Source organism: Methylobacterium sp. J-090 (assembly GCF_022829345.1).
Lineage (GTDB): Bacteria > Pseudomonadota > Alphaproteobacteria > Rhizobiales > Beijerinckiaceae > Methylobacterium.
Genome location: NZ_JAKSXV010000098.1, coordinates 220,044 through 244,264 on the forward strand (window position 1 = coordinate 220,044; position 24,221 = coordinate 244,264).

At 69.7% G+C, this 24,221-nt stretch carries 18 protein-coding genes; 7 read left to right on the forward strand and 11 right to left on the reverse strand.

Annotation, left to right across the window (positions count from 1 at the left end):
- Positions 1-94: 94 nt before the first annotated feature.
- The 3 genes from MKK49_RS20570 to MKK49_RS20580 all read right to left on the reverse strand — a co-directional run bounded on the left by MKK49_RS20570 (position 95) and on the right by MKK49_RS20580 (position 4,728).
- Positions 95-970, reverse strand: coding sequence for a 4-(cytidine 5'-diphospho)-2-C-methyl-D-erythritol kinase (locus MKK49_RS20570; protein WP_244031699.1), 876 nt, complete (start codon positions 968-970; stop codon positions 95-97).
- 81 nt (positions 971-1,051) lie between these two features.
- Positions 1,052-2,905 (reverse strand): tetratricopeptide repeat protein, encoded by a 1,854-nt coding sequence (locus MKK49_RS20575; protein WP_244031700.1) that lies wholly within the window; start codon positions 2,903-2,905, stop codon positions 1,052-1,054.
- 161 nt (positions 2,906-3,066) lie between these two features.
- Entirely contained in the window at positions 3,067-4,728 is a 1,662-nt protein-coding gene (locus MKK49_RS20580) for an electron transfer flavoprotein-ubiquinone oxidoreductase (RefSeq protein WP_244031701.1), read from the reverse strand.
- 215 nt (positions 4,729-4,943) lie between these two features.
- Here MKK49_RS20580 and MKK49_RS20585 point away from each other — a divergent pair, with 215 nt between their 5' ends.
- The 3 genes from MKK49_RS20585 to moaB all read left to right on the forward strand — a co-directional run bounded on the left by MKK49_RS20585 (position 4,944) and on the right by moaB (position 7,389).
- Positions 4,944-5,798 (forward strand): uracil-DNA glycosylase family protein, encoded by an 855-nt coding sequence (locus MKK49_RS20585; RefSeq protein ID WP_244031703.1) that lies wholly within the window; start codon positions 4,944-4,946, stop codon positions 5,796-5,798.
- A gap of 100 nt (positions 5,799-5,898) precedes the next feature.
- Positions 5,899-6,804, forward strand: coding sequence for a neutral zinc metallopeptidase (locus MKK49_RS20590; protein ID WP_244031705.1), 906 nt, complete (start codon positions 5,899-5,901; stop codon positions 6,802-6,804).
- Between the two features lie 27 nt (positions 6,805-6,831).
- Complete coding sequence (gene moaB, locus MKK49_RS20595; protein WP_244031706.1) at positions 6,832-7,389, forward strand: molybdenum cofactor biosynthesis protein B; 558 nt, start codon at positions 6,832-6,834, stop codon at positions 7,387-7,389.
- Positions 7,390-7,440: 51 nt separating this feature from the next.
- Here the strand turns inward: moaB and MKK49_RS20600 are convergent, their stop codons facing one another.
- Positions 7,441-9,645 carry a 3-hydroxyacyl-CoA dehydrogenase NAD-binding domain-containing protein gene (locus MKK49_RS20600; RefSeq protein WP_244031708.1) on the reverse strand — a complete coding sequence of 735 codons (2,205 nt, stop codon included), beginning with the start codon at positions 9,643-9,645 and terminating at the stop codon, positions 7,441-7,443.
- Between the two features lie 115 nt (positions 9,646-9,760).
- On the opposite strand from MKK49_RS20600, the gene MKK49_RS20605 reads away from it, so the two are divergent.
- A complete protein-coding gene (locus MKK49_RS20605) occupies positions 9,761-10,549 on the forward strand; it encodes an EAL domain-containing protein (protein WP_244031710.1) in 789 nt (262 codons plus the stop codon).
- Positions 10,550-10,642: 93 nt separating this feature from the next.
- Here the strand turns inward: MKK49_RS20605 and MKK49_RS20610 are convergent, their stop codons facing one another.
- From MKK49_RS20610 to MKK49_RS20620, 3 genes are all read right to left on the reverse strand, one after another.
- The gene (locus tag MKK49_RS20610) at positions 10,643-11,125 is read right to left on the reverse strand and encodes a hypothetical protein (protein ID WP_244031711.1); all 483 of its coding nucleotides are present in this window, start codon (positions 11,123-11,125) and stop codon (positions 10,643-10,645) included.
- 105 nt (positions 11,126-11,230) lie between these two features.
- Entirely contained in the window at positions 11,231-12,439 is a 1,209-nt protein-coding gene (locus MKK49_RS20615; protein ID WP_244031712.1) for an acetyl-CoA C-acetyltransferase, read from the reverse strand.
- Positions 12,440-12,601: 162 nt separating this feature from the next.
- Positions 12,602-14,389 carry an acyl-CoA dehydrogenase C-terminal domain-containing protein gene (locus MKK49_RS20620; RefSeq protein WP_244031713.1) on the reverse strand — a complete coding sequence of 596 codons (1,788 nt, stop codon included), beginning with the start codon at positions 14,387-14,389 and terminating at the stop codon, positions 12,602-12,604.
- Positions 14,390-14,682: 293 nt separating this feature from the next.
- On the opposite strand from MKK49_RS20620, the gene MKK49_RS20625 reads away from it, so the two are divergent.
- Complete coding sequence (locus MKK49_RS20625) at positions 14,683-17,922, forward strand: tetratricopeptide repeat protein (RefSeq protein WP_244031714.1); 3,240 nt, start codon at positions 14,683-14,685, stop codon at positions 17,920-17,922.
- Between the two features lie 154 nt (positions 17,923-18,076).
- The gene (locus tag MKK49_RS20630; protein ID WP_244031715.1) at positions 18,077-18,514 is read left to right on the forward strand and encodes a DUF3429 domain-containing protein; all 438 of its coding nucleotides are present in this window, start codon (positions 18,077-18,079) and stop codon (positions 18,512-18,514) included.
- Between the two features lie 27 nt (positions 18,515-18,541).
- Here MKK49_RS20630 and pdeM read toward each other — a convergent pair whose 3' ends face one another.
- Genes pdeM through MKK49_RS20645 form a run of 3 tightly spaced genes read right to left on the reverse strand, consistent with a single transcriptional unit; the run spans position 18,542 to position 22,934 of the window.
- Positions 18,542-19,255 (reverse strand): ligase-associated DNA damage response endonuclease PdeM, encoded by a 714-nt coding sequence (pdeM, locus tag MKK49_RS20635; protein ID WP_244031716.1) that lies wholly within the window; start codon positions 19,253-19,255, stop codon positions 18,542-18,544.
- Positions 19,256-19,299: 44 nt separating this feature from the next.
- On the reverse strand, positions 19,300-21,975 hold the full coding sequence (locus MKK49_RS20640) for a ligase-associated DNA damage response DEXH box helicase (RefSeq protein ID WP_244031838.1): 2,676 nt from the start codon (positions 21,973-21,975) through the stop codon (positions 19,300-19,302).
- Positions 21,972-22,934, reverse strand: a complete 963-nt coding sequence (locus MKK49_RS20645; protein WP_244031718.1) for an alpha/beta hydrolase — start codon at positions 22,932-22,934, stop codon at positions 21,972-21,974. The genes MKK49_RS20640 and MKK49_RS20645 overlap by 4 nt, the downstream gene beginning before the upstream one ends.
- A gap of 203 nt (positions 22,935-23,137) precedes the next feature.
- On the opposite strand from MKK49_RS20645, the gene MKK49_RS20650 reads away from it, so the two are divergent.
- The gene (locus tag MKK49_RS20650) at positions 23,138-23,482 is read left to right on the forward strand and encodes a DUF6460 domain-containing protein (RefSeq protein ID WP_244031720.1); all 345 of its coding nucleotides are present in this window, start codon (positions 23,138-23,140) and stop codon (positions 23,480-23,482) included.
- Between the two features lie 64 nt (positions 23,483-23,546).
- Here the strand turns inward: MKK49_RS20650 and MKK49_RS20655 are convergent, their stop codons facing one another.
- Positions 23,547-24,215, reverse strand: a complete 669-nt coding sequence (locus MKK49_RS20655) for a L,D-transpeptidase (protein WP_244031721.1) — start codon at positions 24,213-24,215, stop codon at positions 23,547-23,549.
- Between the last annotated feature and the right edge of the window lie 6 nt (positions 24,216-24,221).

Below are 24,221 nucleotides of genomic sequence, written 5' to 3' on the forward strand. Positions count from 1 at the left end.
GCGACAGTGCCGACGAGACTCTTTCCTGACGGTAAAGGAAGTCTGTCCCAGGAGCGATTGTCAACTTTTCGCGAGACAGCAAAAACCTGCGGGGTCACCGCAGCAGGGATGGTTTCACCCACCATGCGGGGTGATGCGCCCGGATGCGCCGCGCCGCCCGCACCGCCGCCGCGCGATCGGCGAACAGGCCGAACACCGTCGCCCCCGAACCGGACATCCGGGCCAGTCGGCAACCGGCCTCGGCGGACAAGGCCCGAAGCGTCTCGCCGATCACCGGCGCGAGGCCGAGGGCCGGAGCTTCGAGATCGTTGCGGGCCGGGCGGATCGACGCCAGCACCGCCTCGGCATCGGCCCCTTCGGCAACCGCCGGATGCGGTTCCGGCCGGTGGCGCTCACCGATCCCGAGGCCCAGCGCCCGGAACACCGGCGCGGTCTCGACGGGCACACCGGGATTGATCAGTACGGCGGGGAGGGGAGCCATTCCGAGGGCAGGGCCCAGGGTCTCGCCGGCCCCCCGCATCATCCGGGCCCGGGGATCGAGGCAGACGGATACATCGGCCCCCGTGGCACGCGCGGCCTCGAGGAGGTCGGGATCGGCCGGATCGAGGCCGTTGCTGCGGCCGAGCAGCCGCAGGGCGGCGGCCGCGTCCGACGAACCGCCACCGATGCCCGCCGCAACGGGCAGGCGCTTGACGAGATGGAACGCCCCGAGCCGCAGGCGCGGCCGGCGTGCGGCGAGGTGGTGCGCCGCACGGATGACGAGATTGTCGCCGAGGGGGCCGGCCGGCCCCGCCGTCGGTCCGACAACCGTCAGACCGAGGTCCGCACCGGGCGTGAGCGAGAGGGTATCTCCCGCGCCCGTGAATGCGACGAGACTTTCGAGCTCGTGGTAGCCGTCCCCGGCGCGGCGGCCGAGGACGTGGAGGGTCAGGTTGATCTTCGCCGGAGCGCGGGTGACGAGGATTGGCACGGGCTCTCGGCGGTTCTCGAGGGGATCGGGGCGCCGGTCTGGCCTCGCGCCCCCGTCCGCGTCAAGTCCGCGATCGGCGGATCAGCCGCCGCTCTTCTTGTCGGCCGCGCCCGGCGGCTCGCTCGGGGCCGGAGCGCCCTTCGGCAGTTCGGGGTTGGCCTTGCCCTCGGGGGGATTCTCGGCCGTGGCCGCCGGCTTGTCGAGTTCGGGCAGGCCGTCCTTGAGCTTGGCGTTGATCTTCTCGAGCTCCTCCGGCTCGGGGTTCAGATCCTTGGCGTGCTGCCACTGGAACTTGCCCTCGAGGCGGCGTCCGGCGCGCCAGTAGGCGTCGCCGAGGTGATCGTTGATGGTCGGATCACCGGGTTTGAGCTCGATGGCCTTCTCCAGCTCGCGCATGGCCTCGTCCCAGCGTCCGAGGCGAAAGTAGGCCCAGCCGAGGCTGTCGATGATCATGCCGTCGCGCGGGCTCGCATCCACAGCCTGCTTGAGCATGGTGAAGGCTTCGTCGATGTTGATGTTCTGATCGACCCACGAATAGGCGAGGTAGTTGAGCACTTGGGCGCGGGCGCCGGGCTGCGAGGGCGGCACGAGCTCGAGGGCCTTCTTCAGGTCGGCTTCGGCCTTGGCCCATTGCTTGGCGCGCTCGTAGGCCGTGCCGCGGAAGTAGAACGTCGTCCAGTAATTCGCCGCCGGCTGGTCGCCGATGAGGGCGATGGCGCGGCTGTAGGTCTCGGCCGCTTCCTCGTATTTCTTGCGCGAGCGCTGGACGTTGCCGAGCGCCGTGATCACGTCGATGTCGTTGGGGTGGGCCTTCATGGCCGCGTCGAGGTGCTGGATCGCCTCGTCGCCCTTGCCCATCTGCTCGAGGTTGAGCCCGACCTGCACGTCCGCGTTGAGGCGCAACGGGGAGCTCGCCGGGATCTGGGCGTAGGCCTCGTTGGCGCGCTCGGGTTGCTTCATCCGGTCGAGGATATCGGCGAGCGTCAGGCGGGCGAGGGCATGCTCGGGCGCGAGGTAGAGGGCGAGGCGCAGGTAGACCACCGCCGGCAATTCGTCTCCCTGCGTCGAACCGGCCGAGCCGAGGCCGTAGAGCACCTCGCCGGCGCCTTCCTGCGCGGTGTTGATGAGGCGGGCGAGGGGCTTGCCCTCCTTCAGACGGTTCAGGGCATCGCGCACGATGGGGTGGCGCGGCAGCAGCTTGTCGAAATCGGTGTAGGCCTGGATCGCCAGATCCGTGCGGCCGGCCTGCGCCTCGAAGCGGGCATAGGCGTCGACGACCCGCAGGGTGTTGCGGTCGCCGTCATAGGCCGCCTTGAGGCGGCGCTCGGCCTCGGCCTGGTCGCCGACGAGGGCGGCGATCAGACCGGCATGGAAATCGCGAAACGTGTTGTAGGTGCGCTCGCCCTTGAGCTTGTTGATGGTCTCCTGGGCGCGCTTGCCGTCTCCCGCCCCGGCGAAGGTCCAGGCGGTCAGAAGCGTGGCGGTGAGATCGGCGGCGGCCCCCCGACCGCTGCGGGCGAAGTTCTGGCGCGCCTGGGCGAACTGGCCGGCCTTGATCTGGCGGACGCCGAGGGCGAGCTGGGCGAGCCCGTTGGCGCCGTCTCGGGTGGTGAGGCGCTCGGCGGCGCGGAACGCATCCGGCAGGGCGCCGTCGGCCAGCAGCGACACGAAGGCGCGCTCCAGCAGTTCGGCGTTGCGCGGGTCGGCCTTCACGGCCTCGCGGTAGAAGCTCGCCGCCGCCGCCGTGTCCTTCGAAGCACCGGCGATGTAGGCCGCGAGGAAGTTACCCTCCAGGGACTCGGCAGGCTCGAACTCCGGCAGCGGGGTCGATTCGCGCGGCTGCGCCGCCTGCGCCGGCAGGGTCGCGGCCAGGCAGAATGCGAGGGCCGGCAGGGCTCGGCGGCCAATCCGAAAGGTCTTGGCGTATCCGTTCATGGGCACCGTTCAGGGCTTCTGCGCACCGGCCCGATCGGGGGCCGGCGCTCGATCGGGCGGGACACTGAACTCTTCCCCGCATCCCTGCAAGGCATAAGGATGACGGCCGAAGACGCAGGGCGAGCGACCCGGAGTGTCGTCCGTCCCATGCGGGGGTCGCATCACATGTTCGGGTAATTCGGACCGCCCGGCCCCTCCGGCGTGACCCAGTTGATGTTCTGGTTCGGGTCCTTGATATCGCACGTCTTGCAGTGGACGCAGTTCTGCGCGTTGATCTGATATCGCACGCCGTCGCTCTGGGCCGCATCCGCCACCCATTCGTAGACGCCGGCCGGGCAGTAGCGCGCCGAGGGGCCGCCATAGACGTCGTGCTCGGACGCCTTATGCAGGTCGAGGTTCTTCACGTTGAGGTGAGGCGGCTGGTCCTCCTCGTGGTTGGTGTTCGACAGGTACACCGACGAGAGCCGGTCGAAGGTCAGCTTGCCGTCGGGCTTCGGGTAGACGATGGGCGTCACCTCGGCGAGCGGCTTGGTGCAGGCGTAGTCCGGCTTGCCGTGCTTGAGCGTGCCGAACAGCGAGGTCCCGAGCAGGGTGTTGGCCCACATGTCGGCCCCACCGAGGCCGACGCCGACGAGGGTGCCGTACTTCGACCACAGTGGCTTGACGTTGCGGACGCGCTTGAGGTCCTGGCCGATGGCGCTGTCGCGCCAGCCGTTCTCGTAGGCCGTCAGCTCGTCGCCCTGGCGGCCGGACTCGAGGGCCTGCGCGATGGCGTGCGCCGCCTGCATGCCGGACAGCACCGCGTTGTGCGACCCCTTGATGCGCGGCACGTTCACGAAGCCGGCGGAATCGCCGACGAGGCAGCCGCCGGGGAAGACGAGCTTGGGCACCGATTGCCAGCCGCCCTCCATGATCGCCCGCGCCCCGTAGCCGATGCGCTTGGCGCCCTCGAAGGTCTCGCGGATCATCGGGTGGGTCTTGAAGCGCTGAAACTCCTCGAACGGCGACAAGGTTGGGTTCTCGTAGTTCAGGTGCGTGACGAACCCCACCGAGAGCAGGTGGTCGTCGAAATGGTACAGCCACGAGCCGCCGCCGGCCTTGTTCGGCAGGGGCCAACCCATGGTGTGCTGCACGAGGCCCGCCTGGAACCTGTCCGGGCTCAGCTGCCAGATCTCCTTGACGCCGAGGCCGTATTTCTGGTGATCGCTGTCGGCGTTGAGCTTGAACCGGTCGATGAGCGTCTTCGTGAGCGAGCCGCGGGCGCCCTCGCCGAAGATCGTGTACTTGCCGCGCAATTCCATGCCGCGGGTGTAGTCGTCGCGGGGCTCGCCCGAGCGGCCGATGCCGAGGTCGCCCGTGGCGATGCCGACCACCACGCCGCGATCGTCGTAGAGCACCTCCGAGGCCGGGAAGCCCGGGTAGATCTCGACACCGAGCGCTTCCGCCTTGGCGCCGAGGTACTTCGTCACGTTCGAGAGCGAGCCGACGAAGTTGCCGTGGTTCGACATGAACTTGGGAAAGAACAGGTTCGGCATGGTCAAGCCGCTGTTCTTCGTCAGAAACATGAACTCGTCGCGCTCCACGGCCGTCTTCAGGGGCCGTTCGGGGTCGGTCCGCCATTCGGGCAGGAGGTCGTCGAGGCCGGCCGGGTCGATGACGGCGCCCGACAGGATGTGGGCGCCGACCTCGGAGCCCTTCTCGACCACGACGATGCTGACATCGGAGGACAGCTGCTTGAGGCGGATGGCGGCGGCGAGGCCGGCCGGTCCGGCGCCGACGATCACCACGTCGAAATCCATCCCCTCGCGTTCGGGCAGCGCCATTCCGTCATCCTCCTGTCACGCCCGCCGCGCGGCAGGACACGTGGGTTGTCGTTTCAGAGTACTCTCAACCGATTCCAAGATGGGAAGGCAAGCGGCCTCGTTCCCCTGGCAGCCGTCGTGGTGAAGAGTCGCGCCGCGCGAAAGGGGACGCCGCCGTCGATCAGCCCGCCCGCCCCCCGTTGTCCACAGGCGCCGAACGCGCCACATCTCCGATCATGACTGCGAGTGACGACAGCCAGCGCGACCTCATCGCCGCCCTCGACTTCCACGTCGCGGCGGGCGTCGACCTCATGCTCGACGAGCATCCCCACGACCGTTTCTCCGAGGTGGAGGCGCCAGCTCATCCGGCAGCACCGACGCCCGAGCCGGAGATTGCCGCGCCGCCACCCCGCCGTGAGTTGCCGCAGCGCGGGGAAACCCCGGCCCCGGCGCGGACCTACGGCCAGTCGGCCGCAGCCCGGCCGGGCGAGGCGGCCGGCGACGCGCGGGCGCGGGCGAAGGACGTGAACTCCCTCGAAGAGCTGGAAGCCCTGCTCGCCGGCTTCGACGGCTGCCCCCTCAAGTTCACGGCGAAGAACCTCGTCTTCGCCGACGGCAATCCGGCCGCCAAGCTCATGTTCATCGGCGAGGCCCCGGGCGCCGATGAGGACCGGATCGGCAAACCGTTCATGGGCCGCTCGGGCAAGCTGCTCGACCGGATGATGGCGGCCATCGGCCTCGACCGCACGACCGCCTACGTCACCAACATCGTCCCCTGGCGCCCGCCGGGAAACCGCAACCCGACACCGCAGGAGGTCGCGATCTGCAAGCCGTTCATCGAGCGGCAGATCGAACTCGCCGACCCCGACCTCATCGTCTGCCTCGGGAGCCCGTCCACGCAGGCGATCACCGGCACGAGGGACGGCATCCTCAAGGCGCGCGGCCGGTTCTATCCCTACCGGGTGGGCGACCGCGAGATCCGGGCGCTGGCGACCCTGCATCCGGCCTATCTCCTGCGCCAACCCCTGCAGAAGCGGCTTGCTTGGCGGGACTTCCGCACGCTCCGGGCCGCCCTCGACGGGAAGGTCTGAGGCCGGTAGGGAACGGCCAAGCGGAACCGTACGACGCGCGGGGAGATTACTTCGGACCGGTCGCGTCGGTCCGCGTTCCGGGACGAGTGGTGGCGAGCACATGCGCTGGGAAGATTTCCGCAGTTCCGACAATGTCGAGGATCGTCGCGGTGAGGGCGGCGGGGGCGGCGGTTTTCCGGGCGGCGGTGCCGGCGGCCTCGGCATCGGCGCCATCGTCATCCTGTGCATCATCGGCTGGGTGACGGGCATCAACCCGGCGATCCTCATCGGTGGCGCCGAGCAGATGACCGGCGGTGGGCGGCCGCGCCAGGAGCAGGTCGATCCGCAGACCCAGGCGCAGCGCAAGACCAAGCCGACGGACGAGAGCGGGCGTTTCGCCGCCGCGATCCTGGGCAACACGGAAGATGTCTGGAAAGAGATCCTGCCGAACCAGACCGGTAAGCAGTACCGCCCGACCGGCATGGTGCTCTACACCGGCGGGACCCGCAGCGGCTGCGGCTCGGCCCAGGCCGCCATGGGACCTTTCTACTGCCCGCTCGACAAGAAGGTCTATCTCGACACGTCGTTCTTCAAGGAGATGGAGCAGAAGTTCGGTGTGAAGGGCGACTTTGCCTACGCCTACGTCATCGCCCACGAGGTCGGCCACCACGTCCAGGACGAGCTCGGCATCCTCGGCAAGGTCCAGGGCCGCCAGCAGGCCGCATCGAGCAAGGTCGAGTCGAACCAGCTCTCCGTGCGCGTCGAACTGATGGCCGACTGCCTCGCCGGCGTCTGGGCGAAGAACTCCAACGACAAGTACAATTCCCTCGAGCCCGGTGACATCGAGGAAGCCATGAACGCCGCCAGCGCCATCGGCGACGACAGGCTTCAGAAGCAGTCGCAGGGCTACGCCGTGCCGGATTCCTTCACCCACGGCTCGTCGGCCCAGCGCCAGCGCTGGTTCATGACCGGCTACAAGAGCGGCCAGACCAAGTCCTGCGACACGTTTCGCGCGGCCGGAAACTGAACCGCTTCAACCTGGGGCACGAACGCCATGGTCGCATCCGACAAGACCCGCAGCTTCGTCCCCCTCGCCATCGCGGTGCTGACGGTGTCGGACACGCGCTCGCTGGAGGAGGATCGCTCGGGCGACACCCTGAGGGATCGGCTGATTGCGGCCGGCCATACGCTGGCCGCCCGCGCCGTGGTGCCGGACGAGGTCGACCAGATTCGCGGGCAGGTGGAGGCGTGGTCGCGCGATCCGGCGGTGGACGTGGTCCTCACCACGGGCGGCACGGGCTTTACCGGCCGCGACGTCACGCCCGAGGCCATCGAGCCCCTGTTCGAGAAGCGGATGGACGGATTCTCGGCGGTGTTCCACCGGATTTCCTACGACAAGATCGGCACCTCGACCCTGCAGTCACGCGCCACGGCTGGGGTGGTGAATGCCACCTACGTCTTCGTCCTGCCGGGCTCGCCGGGCGCCTGCCGCGACGCCTGGGACGGCATCCTCGCCGCCCAGCTCGACTATCGGCACCGCCCTTGCAACTTCGTCGAGATCATGCCGCGGCTCGACGAGCATCTGCGGCGCGGTGCCTCCATTGAGGTGTGACGCCGGCCCGTCGAGGGGGCATGCGCCGTCGCGCACGTCCCCTTGCGAACCTCACGCCGCCTTGCGGGCCGCCGCATCGCCGTAGAACGTGCCCTCCCGCTCCGCCATGGCGAGGAGATTGCGCGGCACGGCGAAGCGCGGTCCGTGCTTGGCCTCCAGGCCCTGGGCAAGGGCGACGAAGGCCTTGGCGCCCATGAAGTCGATGTAGGACAGGGCGCCGCCCGTGAACGGCGCGAAGCCGAAGCCGAGGATCGAGCCGACATCGGCCTCGCGCGGATCGGTGACGACGCCCTCGCCGACGGTGCGGGCCGCCTCCAGGGCCTGGACTACGAGGAGGCGCTGCTTCAGCTCCGTGAAGTCCACGTCGTCCGGATCGACGCGGGTCGCCTGCAGGTCCTTGAGGCCGGGCCACAGGCGCTTCGGCGCACCCTCGGGATAGTCGTAGAAGCCGCGCTTGTTCTTGCGCCCGAGCCGGCCCTCGCCCTCCACCAGGGTCGTGAGGAGCGCCTTCTGCGCCGGATCGATGGCGCCGGTACCGAGCTGCGCCTCCGTCGCCTTGACGATCTTCAACGCGAGGTCGACCGCGACCTCGTCGGTGAGAGACAGCGGCCCAACCGGCATGCCGGCTTGACGCCCGGCATTCTCGATCATCGCCGCCGGGATGCCCTCGTTGAGCATGGTGTGACCTTCGAGCAGGTAGGCTCCGACACAGCGGTTGGCGAAGAACCCGCGCGCGTCGTTGACAACGATGGGGGTCTTCTTGATGGCACGGACGAAGTCGAGGGCGGTGGCGAGTGCCGTGTCGCCGGTCTGGTCGCCCTTGATGATCTCGACGAGCATCATCTTCTCCACGGGAGAGAAGAAGTGGATGCCGACGAAATTCTCCGGGCGGCTTGAGGTCTTGGCGAGGCCGGTGATGGGGAGCGTCGAGGTGTTGGAGGCGAAGATCGCGTCCGGGCGGATTGCGGCCTCGACCTTGCCGATGACCTCGGCCTTCACCGCCGGGTCCTCGAACACCGCTTCGATGACGAGATCGCAGTCGGAGAGGGCGGCGTAGTCCGCACTCGTGGCGATGCGGGCCAGGAGCGCGTCGCGGTCGGCGGTCTTGGCGCGGCCCTTGTTGATCTGGTCGGTGACGAGCTTGTGGGCGTAGGCCTTGCCCTTCTCGGCCGCTTCCACGGACTGGTCGACGAGCACCACGTCGAGGCCGGCATTGGCCGAGACGTAGGCGACGCCCGCGCCCATGAAGCCGGCGCCGACGACGCCGACGCGGCGCACGGAGGTCGGCGCCACGCCCTTCGGCCGGCGCGCGCCCTTGTTCAGCTCGCCCATGGACAGGAACAGGGTGCGGATCATCGCCGCCGCTTCCGTCGAGCGCAGTATCATGGCGAAGTACCGGCTCTCGACCCGGAGGGCGAGGTCCATGGGGAGCTGCAATCCCTCGTAGACCGCGCCCAGGATCGCCTTGGCGGCGGGGTAGTTGTCATGGGTCTCGCGGCGGTAGATGGCGTTGGCCGGCGGCCAGGTCATCATGCCGGCGGGCGAATAGACCTTGCCCGACGGGGCCTTGAACTTCGGCACGTCCCAGGGCGCCACGGCCGAGCCGCCGCCGAGGATCCAGGCCTTGGCCTTGGCGACGATCTCATCCTTCGGGGCCACCTCGTGCACGAGGCCCATGTTCTTCGCCATGAGGGGCCGGATCTGCTCGCCCTTGAACAGCATCTGAAGGGCGTCGCCCGTCTGCATCAGGCGGGGCACGCGCTGGGTGCCGCCGGCGCCCGGGAATAGGCCGACCTTGATCTCGGGCAGGCCGACGCGGGTCTTGGGGTCATCCGACAGCACCCGATGGTGACACGAGAGGGCGAGCTCGAAGGCACCGCCGAGGCAGATGCCGTTCACGGCCGCAGCGAAGGGCTTGCCGCAGGTCTCGAGCTTGCGGAACAGCAGCGTCAGCTTGCGCGATTCCTCAAAGAAGTGGCGCATGGCCTCCTCCTCGCCGCGCTCGGCCTTCAGCGCCTCGAAGGCGCGGCCGAGGCCCTGGAGCATGGTGAGGTCGGCGCCGCCGGAGAAATTGTCCTTACCCGAGGTGATGACGCAGCCCTTGACGGCGGGGTCGGCCACTACCGCGTCGATGACCGCGTGCAGTTCGTCCATCACCGCGTTGGTGAAGACGTTCATGGAGCGCCCCGGCATGTCCCAGGTCGCCAGCGCGATCCCATCGGCATCGGTCTCGAGGCGGAAATTGATGAGATCCATCGCTGATCCTCGGGTTGGCGGAGCGGGCCCATGATGGGGCGCCCTTAATGGGATGTAAGTTTTATCTGTGCAGCCTTGTCGGCGAGCGTACAGATTGAGCGCCTAGGGAAACACGATGCTCGGACAGATCGGCTGTCGAGGCTGCCGCGAGGGCGCCGAACTCGACTTCACTTTCACCATGGCGTTCCAGCCGATCCTCGACATCGTGACGGAGCGCGTCTGGGGTTACGAGGCCCTGGTCCGCGGCACGGGCGGCGAATCCGCCGGCTCCATCCTCGACCGCGTGACGCCCGAAACCGTGTACCGCTTCGATCAGGCCGCGCGGGTCAAGGCGATCGAGCTGGCCGGTCGCCTGTTCCCGACGGACGACCGGACCAAGCTGTCCATCAACTTCATGCCGAACGCGGTCTACGAGCCGGCGGCCTGCATCCGCTCGTCCCTTGAGGCGGCGCGCCGGGCCGGCTTCGCGCACGACCGCATCATGTTCGAGTTCACGGAGAACGAGAAGTTCCGCGACACGGCGCATGTCACGCGCATCGTCGCCGAGTACCGCAAGCAGGGCTTCCTCACGGCGCTCGACGATTTCGGCGCGGGCTTCGCCGGTCTGAGCCTGCTGGCGAACTTCCAGCCGGACCTCATCAAGATCGACATGGACCTGCTGCGCGGCATCGACGCCGACCACCGCCGGCAGACCATCGTCGGCGGCCTCATCGGGATCGCGCGAAACCTCGGCCTTGCGGTGATCGCCGAGGGAATCGAGACGGAAGCCGAGTTCGCGACCCTGCGCGGCCTCGGCGCGACGCTGTTCCAGGGCTACCACTTCGCTCGGCCACATCTCGAACATCTCCCGGCCGTGGCCGGCTTCCCGGCGCACGCCGCGTTCGCCCAGGCTCTGGTCGCCTGATCCACCCCTCCGGATCGGAAAGACCCGATCCGGGCGGCCGAAGCGGTGCAGGATCTCGAACACGGGCGAGGCCGGCACGGGGGCGGACGCGTCCTAGCGCGCCGGCATCGGCATCGGGGGGGCACCAGCCTTGCTGTCCCCGGCCTGGGCGATGGCGAGCATGTTGAGGAGCTTCGTCACCGAGGCCTGCGAGATCGCCGTGACGCTGGAGGCCGGGTCGGCATTGACCGCCTGGAACTTCTGGTAGGTCTTGTCGTCGTAGATGCCGCTGAGGTGCTTGAGCTCGTCGAGGGTGAACTTTTCCGCGTAGGCCTTCGACAGGCCGTCGATCATCACCTCGCGCTGCTTGTCGAACTCGGCCCGCACCTCCTTGCGCACGGCCTCGGCCTTGTCCTCGGGCATCGACGCGACGGTCTTCTCAAGGGCGCCGGTGAAGCCGGTCTCGAGGTTCTTGATCAGGGTCTTCTGCACGAGGTCCTTCGCGACGCCAACACGGTCGGAGGCGTCGTCCGCGCGGGCCGTGAGCGGCAGGCACAGGGCGGTAGTCAGGCACAGTGTGGCGAGCAGGCGCGTCATCGTGGCGTTTCTCCCGGTTCTTATGGGCTGAGCCCCATCGCGAAAACGCGACGGGCGCCGCCGTCTACCAGTGTTTCGAAGGGTTTGTCGCCCCGTGGCCCCGTCTCAAACCCGCTCGATGATCGTCGCCGTGCCCATGCCCGCGCCGATGCAGAGGGTGACGAGGGCGCGCTCCTTGCCGGTTCGCTCCAGCTCGTCGAGGACAGTCCCGAGGATCATCGCTCCGGTGGCGCCGAGCGGATGGCCCATGGCGATGGCGCCGCCGCAGACGTTGACCCGGGCCGGGTCGAGGTTGAACGCCTGCTGGAAGCGCAGGACCACGGCGGCGAAGGCCTCGTTGACCTCGAACAGGTCGATGTCCGACAGGCTGAGCCCCGAGCGCGCCAGCACCTTGCGGGTGACGTCGACGGGCCCCGTGAGCATCAGGGCCGGGTCGGAGCCGATATTGGCGAACGCCTGGATGCGCGCGCGCGGCTTCAGCCCGGCGGCGGTGCCGGCCTCCCGCGACCCGATGAGCACGGCGGCGGCACCGTCGACGATGCCCGACGAGTTGCCGGCATGGTGGACGTGATCCACGGTCTCGACATCCGGGTGGGCGTCGATGGCCACGGCATCGAAGCCGCCCATCTGGCCCATCTGGACGAAGGACGCCTTGAGCTGGCCGAGGGACTGCATGTCGGTCGCGGGCCGCATGTGCTCGTCGGTGGCCAGCAGCGTGATCCCGTTGATGTCGCGCACGGGCACCACGGCGTCGCTGAACCGCCCCTCGGCCCATGCGGCGGCGGAACGCTTCTGCGACTCGACGGCGTAGGCGTCGCAATCGGCGCGGGAGAACCCGTACTTCGTGGCGATGAGGTCGGCCGAAACCCCTTGCGGCATGAACCACGACTTGATGGCGATGGCCGGGTCCACGGGCCAGGCCCCGCCCGAGGCGCCGAGGCCGACGCGGCTCATGGATTCGACGCCGCCGCCGATGGTCATGTCGTGCTGGCCGGCCATGACCTGGGCGGCCGCGAAGTTCACCGCGTCGAGGCCGGAGGCGCAGAACCGGTTGATCTGCACACCGGGGACGTGGGTGCCGTAATCGGCCACCAGGGCGGCGGCCCGGGCGATGTCGCCGCCGGCCTCGCCGATGGGATCGACGCAGCCGAGGATCACGTCGTCGACCCGCCTGGTGTCGAGACCGTTGCGGTCCTTGAGGGCGCGAAGCGCCACCTCCGCCAGCCGCAGGGCCGTCACCTCGTGCAGCGACCCGTCGGGCTTGCCGCGACCGCGCGGGGTGCGGACATGATCGTAGATGTAGGCCTCGGGCATTTCTCTTCTCCGGATTCCCAGACCTTCGCGAAAGGCCGGGCGGCAGAACGACACGAACCCCGTGCGGGTCCGTCGATACGATCCCATGCCTGGCCGATCCGGCGCGGGCCGCCCTCGGGGGAGGGGAACTCCGCGCGCACTCGGCCCTTGGCGGCGTCCGGTCTAAAACGCCTCGGCGGCAAGCGCCATGGTCGTCTCCGAACCGGCCTTGATCCGCACCAAGCGCATCGCCGTCTCGGGCAGCAGACGCTCCATGTAGAACCGCCCGACGACGAGCTTGTCGGCCATGCGGTCGGACGCGGCCTCGGCCTTCTTCGCCAGCGCCGCCTTGGCGATACGCGCCCACATGTAGCCCATGGCGACGAGGCCGAGGAGATGCATATAGTCGGTGGCGCCGGCGCCCGCGTTATCGGGCTTCGAGAAGGCGTTCTGCATGAACCACATCGTGGCGCCCTGGAGATCGTTCAGTCCGGCCTGGAGCGGCCCGGTGAACGGCTTCATCGCGTCGTCTTCGCCATGGTCCTTAAGGAAGCTCTGGACCTCCGCGAGGAAGCCCATCATCGCGCGGCCGCCGTCCTTCGGCAGCTTGCGGCCGATGAGGTCCATGGCCTGGATGCCGTTGGCGCCCTCGTAGATCATGGCGATGCGGGCATCGCGCACGAACTGCGACATGCCCCATTCCTCGATGTAGCCGTGGCCACCGAAGAGCTGCTGGGCCTCCACCGCGTTGGCGAAGCCCCGGTCGGTGAGGACGCCCTTCACCACCGGGGTCATCAGGCCCATGTGGTCCTCGGCCCGCTGCCGTTCGGCCGCATCCTCGGAGCGGTGGCCGATATCGGCCTGAAGGGCGGTCCACAGCACCAGGGCGCGGCCGGCCTCGTTGAAGGCGCGGATGCCCATGAGGGTGCGGCGCACGTCCGGGTGGACGATGATCGGATCGGCCACCTTGTCGGGGGCCTTGGCGCCGGTGAGCGACCGGCCCTGGAGCCGGTCCTTGGCGTAGGCCAAGGCGTTCTGATAGGCGACCTCGGACTGGCCGAGGCCCTGGACGCCCACCGCGAGGCGTGCCTCGTTCATCATCACGAACATGGCGGCGAGGCCGCGATTCTCCTGTCCGACGAGCCAGCCCGTGGCGCCGTCGTAGTTCATGACGCAGGTAGAATTGCCGTGGATGCCCATCTTGTGCTCGAGGGAGCCGCAGGACACCCCATTACGAGCCCCCACCGACCCGTCCGCATTCACGAGGAACTTCGGCACCACAAAGAGCGAAATACCTTTGGTGCCCGCCGGAGCACCCTCGATGCGGGCGATGACGAGGTGGACGATGTTCTCGGAGAGGTCGTGCTCGCCCGCCGAGATGAAGATCTTGGTGCCGGTGAGGCTGTAGGAGCCGTCACCGTTGGGCACCGCCTTGGTCTTGAGCAGACCCAGATCCGTGCCGCAATGCGGCTCGGTGAGGTTCATGGTCCCGGTCCAGGCGCCCTTGACCATCTTCGGCAGGTAAGTGGTCTTCTGTTCGTCCGAGCCGTGGACGAGGAGCGCCGCCATCGCGCCCTGGGTCAGGCCCGGATACATGCCGAGCGCCAGGTTGGCGCCCGAGACGAACTCGGAGATCGCCGTGTTCAAGGTGTGGGGCAGGCCCTGGCCGCCGAATTCCTCCGGCACCGACAACCCCATCCAGCCGCCCCTCGCGTAGGTGTCGTAGCCGGCCTTGAAGCCCTTCGGCGTGGCGACGCTGCCGTCCGCTCCACGGGTGCAGCCCTCGCGATCGCCGACGGCGTTGAGGGGAGCCAGGACTTCCTCGGCGAGCTTGGCGCCCTCGGTCAGCACGGCCTCGACCACGTCGGGCGACGCATCGGCGAAGCCCCGGAGATTGCTGTAGCGTTGAAACCCGAGCACGTCGTTCAGCAGAAACAGAACGTCCTCGACCGGCGCCTTGTAGCTCGGCATTTCTCAGCGTCCTTCCCACGGCCGGGCGGCCCTCGCGCTCCTATCCGGATCACGGCACCGCTCCTTGGATGGTTCATATCTAAACTATCTCGGCCGAACCGAAAAGGGGGCGCCGGTGCGAAACCGGATGCCGCTGGTGCCAGAACCGAAAATCGGAATTTTTGTCCGGTTAACCTGCTCTTTACCAAGAAAGTTAAAGGTCGGGTCAGACGATCCGACATCGACCCGAGCCGTCGTCTGCTGGGGTTCGGCGCCGTGCATCGAGACCGGACCTCGCCCAATCAGGTTTGACGATGACCCGCTCCGCCCCCATCGACCTCGACGGCTTCGATCCGGACATCCTCGATGCCGCGCGCGACGTGGCCCGGCGGGCCGGCGTTCCCGTCGAGACCTGGATCGCCTCCATCGTCACCCCGGACGAAGTCACCGAACCGCCCCGAAAGACCCCGTCGAGCACGTCCCGCAAGGCCCCTGCGAACACGGCGCGCGAGACGTCGTCCGGGGCGAAGGCGCAGCCACAGCCGAAGATCCCTGATGCGGCGCCGGCGGTCGCGGCCGAGGAAGCCCGTCCGGCCCCAGAACCCGCGCGCGCGACGGCGCCGGCGACCGCGATGCCGGACCCGATGGCGCAGGCCCTCGCGCAGATGATGCAACGCCTCGATGCCATCGACGACAGAATCGCCGGGGAGCACACGGCCGCGCAGGCCGCGGCCGCCCGCACCCTCGCCGAACTCGAGCGGCGGATGGCCGAACTCGGCGAGCAGATCACAGCGCCCCGACCCATCGGGCGCCGGGGCCGTTCGGCCGCCGTCGAAGTCCGTGACGCCGTAAGCGAGATCCGTCAGCGCCAGCGCGAACTCGACGCGCATGCGGCGCCCGCCGCGACGGTCATCGGCGATCTGCGCAGCGAGACCAGCCGCCTGCGCGCCTCCCTCGACGGTCTGGCCACGGGCCGCGAGGTCGGTGCCCTGGAGCAGGCGATGCACGCCCTCGCCACGGGCGTCGAGGGCTCCCCGGCCCAGGCCGATCTCTCCGCCGTGACGGCCCCCCTCGACCGAATTCGTGCCGAGGTCGATCGCCTGTGCGGCGACACAGCGCGGGAGGTCCAGGTCCGGCTCGCCGCCGATCTGGAAAGCCTCGGCGCGCGGGTCGATGCCGTCCTGCGCAGCGGCCCCGAGGCCTTCGCCGATCGCGAGGCGCTCGACGGTCTGTTTCGCGAATTGCAGGACATCCGCGGAGCCATCGCCGGTTTGGCGGCGCCAGAGCGCATCGAAATCCTGACCTCCGGCGTCGCCGCGATCAGCGCCGAGATTGCGCGCCTCCAGACCGGGGCCGGCGCCCAGGCGAATCTGGCGTCCCTGCGTCCGCTGCTGGAGGACATCCGGGCGAGCCTGGATCGCCCCGCCCAGGCCGGCCTCGAAGCCCGGATCGACGCCATGGCGGCCAAGCTCGACGCCCTGCGCGACGGCTCCGCCGTGCCGGATGGTCCTGATTCGGCCGCCATCATCCATCGGATCGATGCCCTGTCCGAGAAGGTGGACCGCGTCCACATCAATCCCGTGGGCGACCTCATCGAGCGCCTGGAAGGCCTCGGTGCGACCCTGCGCCGGCCGATGGTGCCGGACGGCGATCTCGCCGCCATCCACGGCATGCTGCACGACCTGTCCGTCAAGGTCGATCGCATGGGCACGTCAGACACCGTGTCCGCCGAGGGGCTCGACGCCCTCGAGCATCAGGTCCTGGCGCTCGCCGCCCGCATCGACACCCGCGACGCCGACCCGGCCCTCGTCGGTCTCGAGCGCACCATGGGCGATCTCCTCGCCCAGGTCTCCGCCCTGCGGGAGGAAGCGCCCCTCGCCGAGCGGGCCGCCCGTCACGCCATGGCCGAGACCGTGGGCGGGGCTGACCTCGGCCGACTCCAGGCCGGCCTCGCCGACTTGCGCGATCAGCAGGCGGCTTCCGAGAAGCGCCTGCAATCGACCCTGACCGGGGTCCATACGGTCCTCGAGCGCATCGCCGGGCGGTTCGTCTCGACGGAGACCGTGACCGGGCCGCCCGAGATGCGGGCGGCGACGGAACGCGCCCTCGGCGCAGCCGGGATGCCGCTGGCCGACCCTTCGCTCAACCCCTCGCCCAAGCCCGCGATCAAGCCGGCGATCAAGGCGGCCGGCCGCCGCGCCGGACCGCAGGTCGAGCGGCCGCGCCCCGACGCCGCCCTCGGCGACCTTCCCTTGGAGCCCGGCGCCCGGCGCCCCGGCCGCGAGCCGCTTCGGGACGACGCGGATACCCACGCCTCCGCGGCTCTCGACGGCGACATCAAGACGAGCTTCATCGCCGCCGCCCGGCGCGCGGCCCAGGTGGCGCAGGCGGAAGCCACCGGCAACGCGTCGAGCCTGAACGGGCGTCATCCCGACACGGCGCCCGTCCGTGGCGAGGCCCCCGCATCGGGGCTGGCGGCCGGCCGGCTCGCCCGCCTGCGCGCCGAACTCGACCGCCGCCGCAAGCCCCTGCTGCTGGGGCTCGCCGCCATCATCCTGGCGCTCGGCGCCCTTCAGGCCATCGGCACGAGCCGTCCGGTCAACGAGACCGTCGCGGTGACCGCGCCGGAGACCTCCAGGGCAGACCAGCCGGCGACCGCCTCGTCCCCGCCCGATCCGGTCACGACCCAGTCCCTCGCCGAGTCGGCCGGCGCCCGGGACGAGGCCGCCAAACCCGCGGCTGGCAAGCTCGAGACCACCAAAACCGAGCCCTCAAAGGCCGAGACCACGAAGGTCGGCGCCGTCCGAGGGGTCCCGCAGGTCTCCGAGATGGCCGGCCTTTCGGGGGATCTCGCCGCCGTACCCGAGACGCTCGCCCCCTTACGTCAGGCAGCCCTGGAAGGAGATGGCGCGGCCATCTACGACCTCGCTGCCCGCTCCGCCGATGGACGCGGCGTGGCGCGGGACCTGTCCCTGTCGCGCAAGCTCTACGACAGGCTCGCGCAGGCCGGCTACGCGCCGGCCCAGTACAAGCTCGGCGGCATCCACGAGAAAGGCCTCGGCGTCCCCCGCGACCTAGGCCAGGCCAAGCTGTGGTACGGACGCGCGGCCGAGCAGGGCAACGCCCGCGCCATGCACAATCTCGCGGTGATCCACGCCGAGAATCCCATGGCGTCGGGCAAACCGGACTACGCCGCGGCCGGGCAGTGGTTTCGGCGTGCGGCCGAGTACGGCCTGCGCGACAGCCAGTACAATCTCGCGGTGCTCTACGCCCGCGGCCTCGGCGTGCAACAGGACCTCGTGCAATCCTACCTGTGGTTCTCGGCTGCGGGCGCACAGGGTGATGCCGATGCCGCCAAGAAGCGCGACGACGTCGCCGCCAAGCTCGAGCCGAAGGATCTCGCCACGGCGCGCGGCCTTGTCGCCGCATTCAGGGCCAAGGCTCCCGATCCGGCCCATAACGAGCCGCCGGCACCCCCTACCGCCCCTCGGACCATGAGCCTGCTGGGTGCGACGCCGCCGGTCCCGACCACGGCACCGCCCCGTCGAGGCTGAAACCGCGAAGTCGACTCTCGACCCGGGGCGGGCTTGCCGCGCTGCGGGTATGTGCCGCCTTTCCCCGGACGCGCCGAGGCGTTTGATAGGGAGCGATTCCTTCCTGACGGCGTGGGCCGGCAGGAACGTGAATCCAGGGACGAGCGGAGAGCCGATGGCGCGCGTGACGACGGTACCGCCGGCGGCCCTGATTCTCGGGATCGCCGGCCTGATCCCGTTCCTCGGCTTCGCCTTCCTGTCGGTCAGCGGCGGTGATGCGGGCCTGAGCACCATCGGGTTGAGCCCCCGCACCGTGCTCTCGACCTACGGCGCGGTGGTCGCCTCTTTCCTCGGCGGCATTCGCTGGGGAGCGGCCGCAGCGCGCGGCGGTGGCGGGGCCGACTACGCCATCGCCATCGTGCCCTCGCTCCTGGCCTGGGCGGCCCTCGCGGTCCCGGCCCCCTGGGACCTGCGGATGCTCGGCTGCCTCGTCCTGGCCTGGGGCTTCATCGACCAGGACCTGCCTCGCCGCGGCCTCGTGCCCGTGTGGCTCGGGCGGCTGCGGCTGGTGCTGTCGGCGGTGGCGGGCACCTCCCTCCTCGTCGCGGCCTGAAGGCAGGCAGGCCACCGACGAAGGCCGCTAATCCTTCGCCAGCATCGCCCGACCGATGGCGAAGACGCGCCCGTCCCCCAGGAGGTGCGCGGTGAAGCCCGCCGGAAACAGCGGCTCGAACACCGGGTGGCGCACGTTGAGCCCACCCGCATAGGCACCGAAGGCCGGCATGATGAGGCGGCGGCCATCGGTAACGAAGCAGCGGCGGCGCACGGCGCGGCCCCGCATGGCGACCTTGCCGCAGGGATGCAGGTGGCCGGAGACCTCGCCCTCGACGGCATCCGGGCTCGGTTCGTGCCGCAGGGTCAGGCCGCCCAGGGTCAGGGTCTCGGCATAGCGTCCGCCCACCCCTTCGGTGACGGCATGATCGTGGTTGCCCGCGATCCAGACCCAGTCGCGTCCTTCCTGAAGCGCCGCCACCATGGCCCGATCGCCGGGCTCCATCCGGTCGGGCCCGCGCGCATCGTGAAACGAATCACCGAGCGCGACCACGCGGGCCGGATCGAGGCGGGCCACCACCTCGTGCAGGCAGGCCAGGGTCTCGCGGGTATCGTAGGGCGGCAGGAACTGGCCCGAGCGCGCGGCAAAGGCCGAGCCTTTCTCCAGATGGAGATCGGATACGACGAGGGTGCGATGCGCGGCCAGCCACAGGCCGCCGCATAGGTCGAGGGTGAGGTGTTCACCGGCGAGCGTCAGTCCGGGCGCCCTGGTCGTCTTCTCAAGTCTCGCGCCGAGGGCCAAAACCGCATCCTCATTCTTGAAGGGGGGCGTTCCACCGCGCTCCGTCACCCAAGCGCCTCTTCGAGAAGCTGCGCCTCGGCCTCGGCCAGGATCTCGTCCGCGCCCTCGCCGTAGACCTTCTCCCGCCCGATCTCGAGCATCACGGAGACGGACAGGGGCGAGACGCGGTCGAGGGCCTTGTGGACGATGTGTCCCTGGATGCGCCTCAACATCACACCGAGGCGCCTCACGTCGAGGAGTCCGGTTGCCGCATCCTGGCGCGCGGCGCGCAGGAGCAGGTGGTCGGGCTGGTGCTTGCGCAGGACGTCGTAGACGAGGTCCGTCGACATGGTGACCTGGCGCCCGGTCTTCGCCTGCCCCGGATAGCGCCGCTCGATGAGCCCGGCGATGACGGCGCATTGCCGGAAGGTGCGCTTCATCATCGCCGATTCGTCGAGCCAGGCTTCGAGGTCGTCGCCGAGCATGTCCTCGGCGAACAGGCCCTCCAGGAAGTCGGGCTCCAGGGCGATGCGCGCGGAGAGATCGCGGGTCATCCAGATGGCGATGCCGTAATCGTTGGCGGCAAAGCCCAGCGGCCGCATGCGCGCGCGCTCCAGGCGGCGGGTGAGGAGCATGCCCAGAGTCTGGTGGGCGAGGCGGCCCTCGAACGGGAAGGCCGTGAGGTAGTACCGACCCGACCGTGGAAACGTCTCGACCAGCAGGCCCGTGGCGCCCGGCAGCACCGAGCGCGACCTTTGCTGTACGAGGTAGTCCGAAACCTGGCTCGGCAGGCGGTCCCACTCGAACGGATCGGCGATCAGCGCCCGCACCCGCGCGGCGAGGAAAGTCGAGATCGGAAACTTGGCGCCGGCATAGGAGGGTATCGCCGGATCGGTGCCGGGACCGGCACGGGTGGCCAGCGCCTCGTCCTCGGAGAGGCCCTCGAAGCGCAGGACCTCGCCGGCGAACAGGAAGGTGTCGCCGGGGGTGAGGGTATCGGCGAAATCCTCCTCGATCTCCCCGAGCACCCGCCCGCCCCGGGGCAGCACCGCGCCCGGCCGCGCCCGGTTCGCCCGGGCGAGGCGGACCTTCACCTTGGCCGACTCGACGATGGTGCCGACATTCATCCGGTATTGCTGCGCGGTGCGGGCATCGCGCACCCGCCACAACCCGTCGGGGCCGCGTAGGATCTTGGCGAAGCGCTCGTAGGCGCGAAGGGCGTAGCCGCCCGTGGCGACGTAATCCACCACCGCCTCGAAATCCTCCCAGCTCAGGGTGGCGTAGGGGGCGGCCGAGACGATCTCGTCGTAGAGCTCCCGCGGATCGAACGCGTCGGCACAGGCCATGCCGAGGATGTGCTGGGCCAGCACGTCGGGGGCGCCGAGGCGCGCGTCGGGCGTGTCCTGGGCGGCGGCCTCGACGGCATCGAGGGCGGCCTGGCATTCGAGGATCTCGAAGCGGTTGGCCGGCACGAGGTAGGCTTTCGAGGGCTCGTCCATGCGGTGGTTGGCGCGGCCGATGCGCTGCATGATCCGGCTCGCGCCCTTCGGCGCGCCGATGTTGACCACGAGGTCAACGTCACCCCAGTCGATGCCGAGGTCGAGGGTGGCCGTGCAGACGATGGCCCGCAATTGCCCCGCCGCCATGGCCGCCTCCACGCGTCGGCGCTGGGTGGCGTCCAGCGACCCGTGGTGCAGGGCGATGGGGTAGGAGGCCTCGTTGATCCGCCACAGTTCCTGAAAGGTGTATTCCGCCTGAAGCCGGGTGTTGACGAAGACCAGCACAGTGCGGTGGCGCCCGATGAGATCGTAGATCGCCGGCATCGCCTGCCAGGCGGTGTGGCCAGCGAGCGGCAGGGTGAGACCGGTGTCGAGCATGTGGAGGTCTGGCGCGGCGCCTCCCTGAACGACGACGAGGTCGGCCATGGGAGCCTCGAACCCTCCCCCCTCCGCGGGGGAGGGTGGTCGCGGAGCGACCGGGAGAGGGGTTGCGCCGGCCCCTCCGGAAAAGGCGGTGCTCCCCTCATGCGGGACTTCGTCCCGGCCCGACCCGCTTCGCGGGCCACCCTCTCCCGCAGAGGGGAGAGGGATCGGTGTTTCATCCTCCCTGGTTTGCGGCACGAGGTACCGGCGCAGATCGTCCGGCTCGCGCACCGTCGCCGACAGGCCGATGGCGGTGAGCCCGGGACTAAGGCGGTGCAGCCGCGCGAGTGCCAGGGACAGGAGGTCGCCGCGCTTCGACGTGACCAGGGCGTGAAGCTCGTCGAGCACGACGCAGGACAAGTTGGCGAAAAGTTCGGACGCCTCGCGGTGCGCGATGAGCAGGGCGAGCTGTTCGGGCGTGGTGAGCAGGATGTCGGGCGGGCGCTCGATCTGCCGGGTCCGCTTGTGGGAGGGCGTGTCGCCCGTGCGGGTCTCCACGCGGATCGGCAGCCCCATCTCGGCGATGGGCGCCTCGAGGTTGCGGGCAATGTCGACGGCCAGCGCCTTCAGGGGCGAGATGTAGAGGGTGTGCAACCCACGCGACTTCTGGGCGGGCGGGCGCTCCGCGAGGGCGGTCAGGCTCGGCAGGAAGCCCGCCAGCGTCTTGCCCGCGCCCGTGGGGGCCACCAGCAGGGCGGAGCGGCCCGCCCGGACGATGACGAGCAGGTCGAGCTGGTGCGGCCGGGGCGTCCAGCCGCGCGCGGAAAACCACGCCGCGAACCGTTCGGGCAGGGCGTGGTCCGGGGGAGGCGGGCTCAGGCGAGGGCCATCAGGAAGCGGTCGATGAGTTCCAGGGCCCGCTCCGACATGGCGCCGGGATAGCGCACGAAGACGTGGCAGCCGCCGGGATAGATCGCCGTGTGGCCGCCGTTGCCCGCCGCCGCCCAGCGCGACGACATGTAGAGGGTGTCGTCGAGGAGCGGATCGTGGGTGCCGACGGTGAACAGGGCGGGGGGCAACCCGGCAAGATCGGCGTAGAGTGGAGAAACGTCCGGGCGGCGGCGATCGATTCCATCGCGAACATAGTCGTTGGCGAAGGTGGTGAGATCCTTGGTGTTCACCACGAGGCGCTCGTCGCCCCAGTTGCGCACGCTCGGGGTCAAGCCGAGGTCGAAGAACCCGGCATTGAGGTTGGCGCCCCGGAACGCGCGCGGCAAGCTGTGCCGGTCGCGCAGGCGCAGGAGCGTCATCACGGCGAGATGGGCACCCGCCGATTCGCCCCCGATGGTGAGGGCGGTGACGCCGAGCTCCGCCCGGCCCGGTCCGGCGAGCCACAGGGCGGCGGCCTCGCAATCTTCGAGGGCGGCCGGATAGGGATGCTCGGGGGCGAGGCGGTACTCGACGGAGAGGCAGACGAAGCCGCAGGTGTCGGCAATGCGCTCCAGCCAGGGGTCCTGCTCGTCGGCCGCCCCCCACACCCAGCCGCCGCGATGGATGTGAAGATAGGCACCACGCGCCTTCGGCCATTTCTTCGCGTCGGGCCGGATCATCCTGAGCGCCAGGGGACCACCGGGGCCGTTGATGGTCACGGTCTCGGCGCGCGCGCTGCGCGGCATGGCGGGCGAGGCCTTGGTGCCCAGGCGGCGGCGCTCGCGCACCTCTGCGATGGGAATCGACCACGGATCGGACTGGGCCGCATGCGCCGCGATGATCTCGGCGTTGAGCCGCTTGGTGTCCGGATCGATCGTCGCCGGGTCGAACAGGGCGTGGTCGATCATGGGTCGCTTCGTTTCATGACAAAAACAGATCGTCCCAACTTGGACCGCGCGGCGCGCATTGCCACCTGCGCTGTCGGCAGCAACCCGCCTAACGCCCGAGCGCCGATCCGGTTTCGACGGGGTGTGCTGATTCGGTCACGCTTCCGCCAGCTTCGGCGGGTTCAGAGAGACCACAGGCCGCGCGCCGCAAGGACCCTTTTCCGATGAGCATCGACAACGACCCGCGCCGCTCGCAGCCATTCCCCGGCCAGCCCTATGCCGGCGCCTTCCCGCAAGCGGAGCGCCGCTCGACCCTGCGTCGTTTCCTCGGTGGGTCGCCGGCGGCGGTGTTCGCCAAGCTGCTCTTCCTGTCGATCCTCGTCGGCGCCGTGATGGCGATGCTCGGGGTCACGCCGGGGCTGCTGTTCTGGCACGCCTACGACGCCGTGCGCGCCCTGGTCGATCTCGGCCTCGACACGTTTCACGATTTCGGCCGCTGGATCCTCGCGGGCGCCGTGGTGGTGGTGCCCCTGTGGCTGCTGTCGCGCTTCTTCGTCGTCTCGAAGTAGGGCGCAACGAGAAAGGGCCGGTGTCTCCACCGGCCCTTCCGCAGCTCGATTTCGCTCGACGCGATCAGCGCACCACGATGACCTTCGCGCCGACCTTGGCGCGGGTGTAGAGATCGCTGACGTCCTCGTTGGTCATGCGGATGCAGCCCGAGGACACGGCGGTGCCTATGGTCTCCGGCTCGTTGGAGCCGTGGATGCGGTAGATCGAGTTGCCGAGGTACATGGCGCGGGCGCCCAGCGGGTTCTCGATGCCGCCCTTCATGAAGCGCGGCAGGTCGGGACGGCGACGCAGCATCTCCGAGGGCGGACGCCAATCGGGCCATTCGCGCTTCATCGTAATGGTCTGCACGCCGCCCCAGGTGAAGCCCGGACGACCGACGCCGACGCCGTAGCGCAGGGCCTGCCCGTCACCGAGCACGTAGTACAGCCGACGCTCGGCGGTGGAGACCACGATGGTGCCGGGCGCGTAGTTGCCGGCATAGGCCACCTGCTCGCGCTGGATCGCCGACATCTGCGGCACGGCCGAGGCCATGGGGTCCGCCGGCGAGAGCGAGGCATTGGAGGTCGGGACGGCGACGGCGGCCACCGGCTCGGCCTGGGGCCGCACCCGCAGCACCAGGGCATTGTCGAGGGGCTGGCGGGTGAGGGGATCGATCTCGTAGGCGGCAGCGGGCGAGGCCCACGCGCCAAGCGCGCAGGCGAGCCCGGTGAGGGCGGGGGCGAAACGGCGCATCGGGGC

Excerpts from the sequence above, each read along its gene's own strand:
- MKK49_RS20610 (WP_244031711.1), bottom strand. The coding sequence starts at position 11,125 with ATGACGCGCCTGCTCGCCACACTGTGCCTGACTACCGCCCTGTGCCTG.
- MKK49_RS20650 (WP_244031720.1), top strand. The coding sequence starts at position 23,138 with ATGAGCATCGACAACGACCCGCGCCGCTCGCAGCCATTCCCCGGCCAG.
- MKK49_RS20600 (WP_244031708.1), bottom strand. The coding sequence starts at position 9,645 with ATGGATCTCATCAATTTCCGCCTCGAGACCGATGCCGATGGGATCGCG.
- MKK49_RS20575 (WP_244031700.1), bottom strand. The coding sequence starts at position 2,905 with ATGAACGGATACGCCAAGACCTTTCGGATTGGCCGCCGAGCCCTGCCG.
- MKK49_RS20630 (WP_244031715.1), top strand. The coding sequence starts at position 18,077 with ATGGCGCGCGTGACGACGGTACCGCCGGCGGCCCTGATTCTCGGGATC.
- MKK49_RS20605 (WP_244031710.1), top strand. The coding sequence starts at position 9,761 with ATGCTCGGACAGATCGGCTGTCGAGGCTGCCGCGAGGGCGCCGAACTC.
- MKK49_RS20580 (WP_244031701.1), bottom strand. The coding sequence starts at position 4,728 with ATGGCGCTGCCCGAACGCGAGGGGATGGATTTCGACGTGGTGATCGTC.
- MKK49_RS20625 (WP_244031714.1), top strand. The coding sequence starts at position 14,683 with ATGACCCGCTCCGCCCCCATCGACCTCGACGGCTTCGATCCGGACATC.
- MKK49_RS20620 (WP_244031713.1), bottom strand. The coding sequence starts at position 14,389 with ATGCCGAGCTACAAGGCGCCGGTCGAGGACGTTCTGTTTCTGCTGAAC.
- moaB (WP_244031706.1), top strand. The coding sequence starts at position 6,832 with ATGGTCGCATCCGACAAGACCCGCAGCTTCGTCCCCCTCGCCATCGCG.
- MKK49_RS20645 (WP_244031718.1), bottom strand. The coding sequence starts at position 22,934 with ATGATCGACCACGCCCTGTTCGACCCGGCGACGATCGATCCGGACACC.
- MKK49_RS20585 (WP_244031703.1), top strand. The coding sequence starts at position 4,944 with ATGACTGCGAGTGACGACAGCCAGCGCGACCTCATCGCCGCCCTCGAC.
- MKK49_RS20655 (WP_244031721.1), bottom strand. The coding sequence starts at position 24,215 with ATGCGCCGTTTCGCCCCCGCCCTCACCGGGCTCGCCTGCGCGCTTGGC.
- MKK49_RS20615 (WP_244031712.1), bottom strand. The coding sequence starts at position 12,439 with ATGCCCGAGGCCTACATCTACGATCATGTCCGCACCCCGCGCGGTCGC.
- MKK49_RS20590 (WP_244031705.1), top strand. The coding sequence starts at position 5,899 with ATGCGCTGGGAAGATTTCCGCAGTTCCGACAATGTCGAGGATCGTCGC.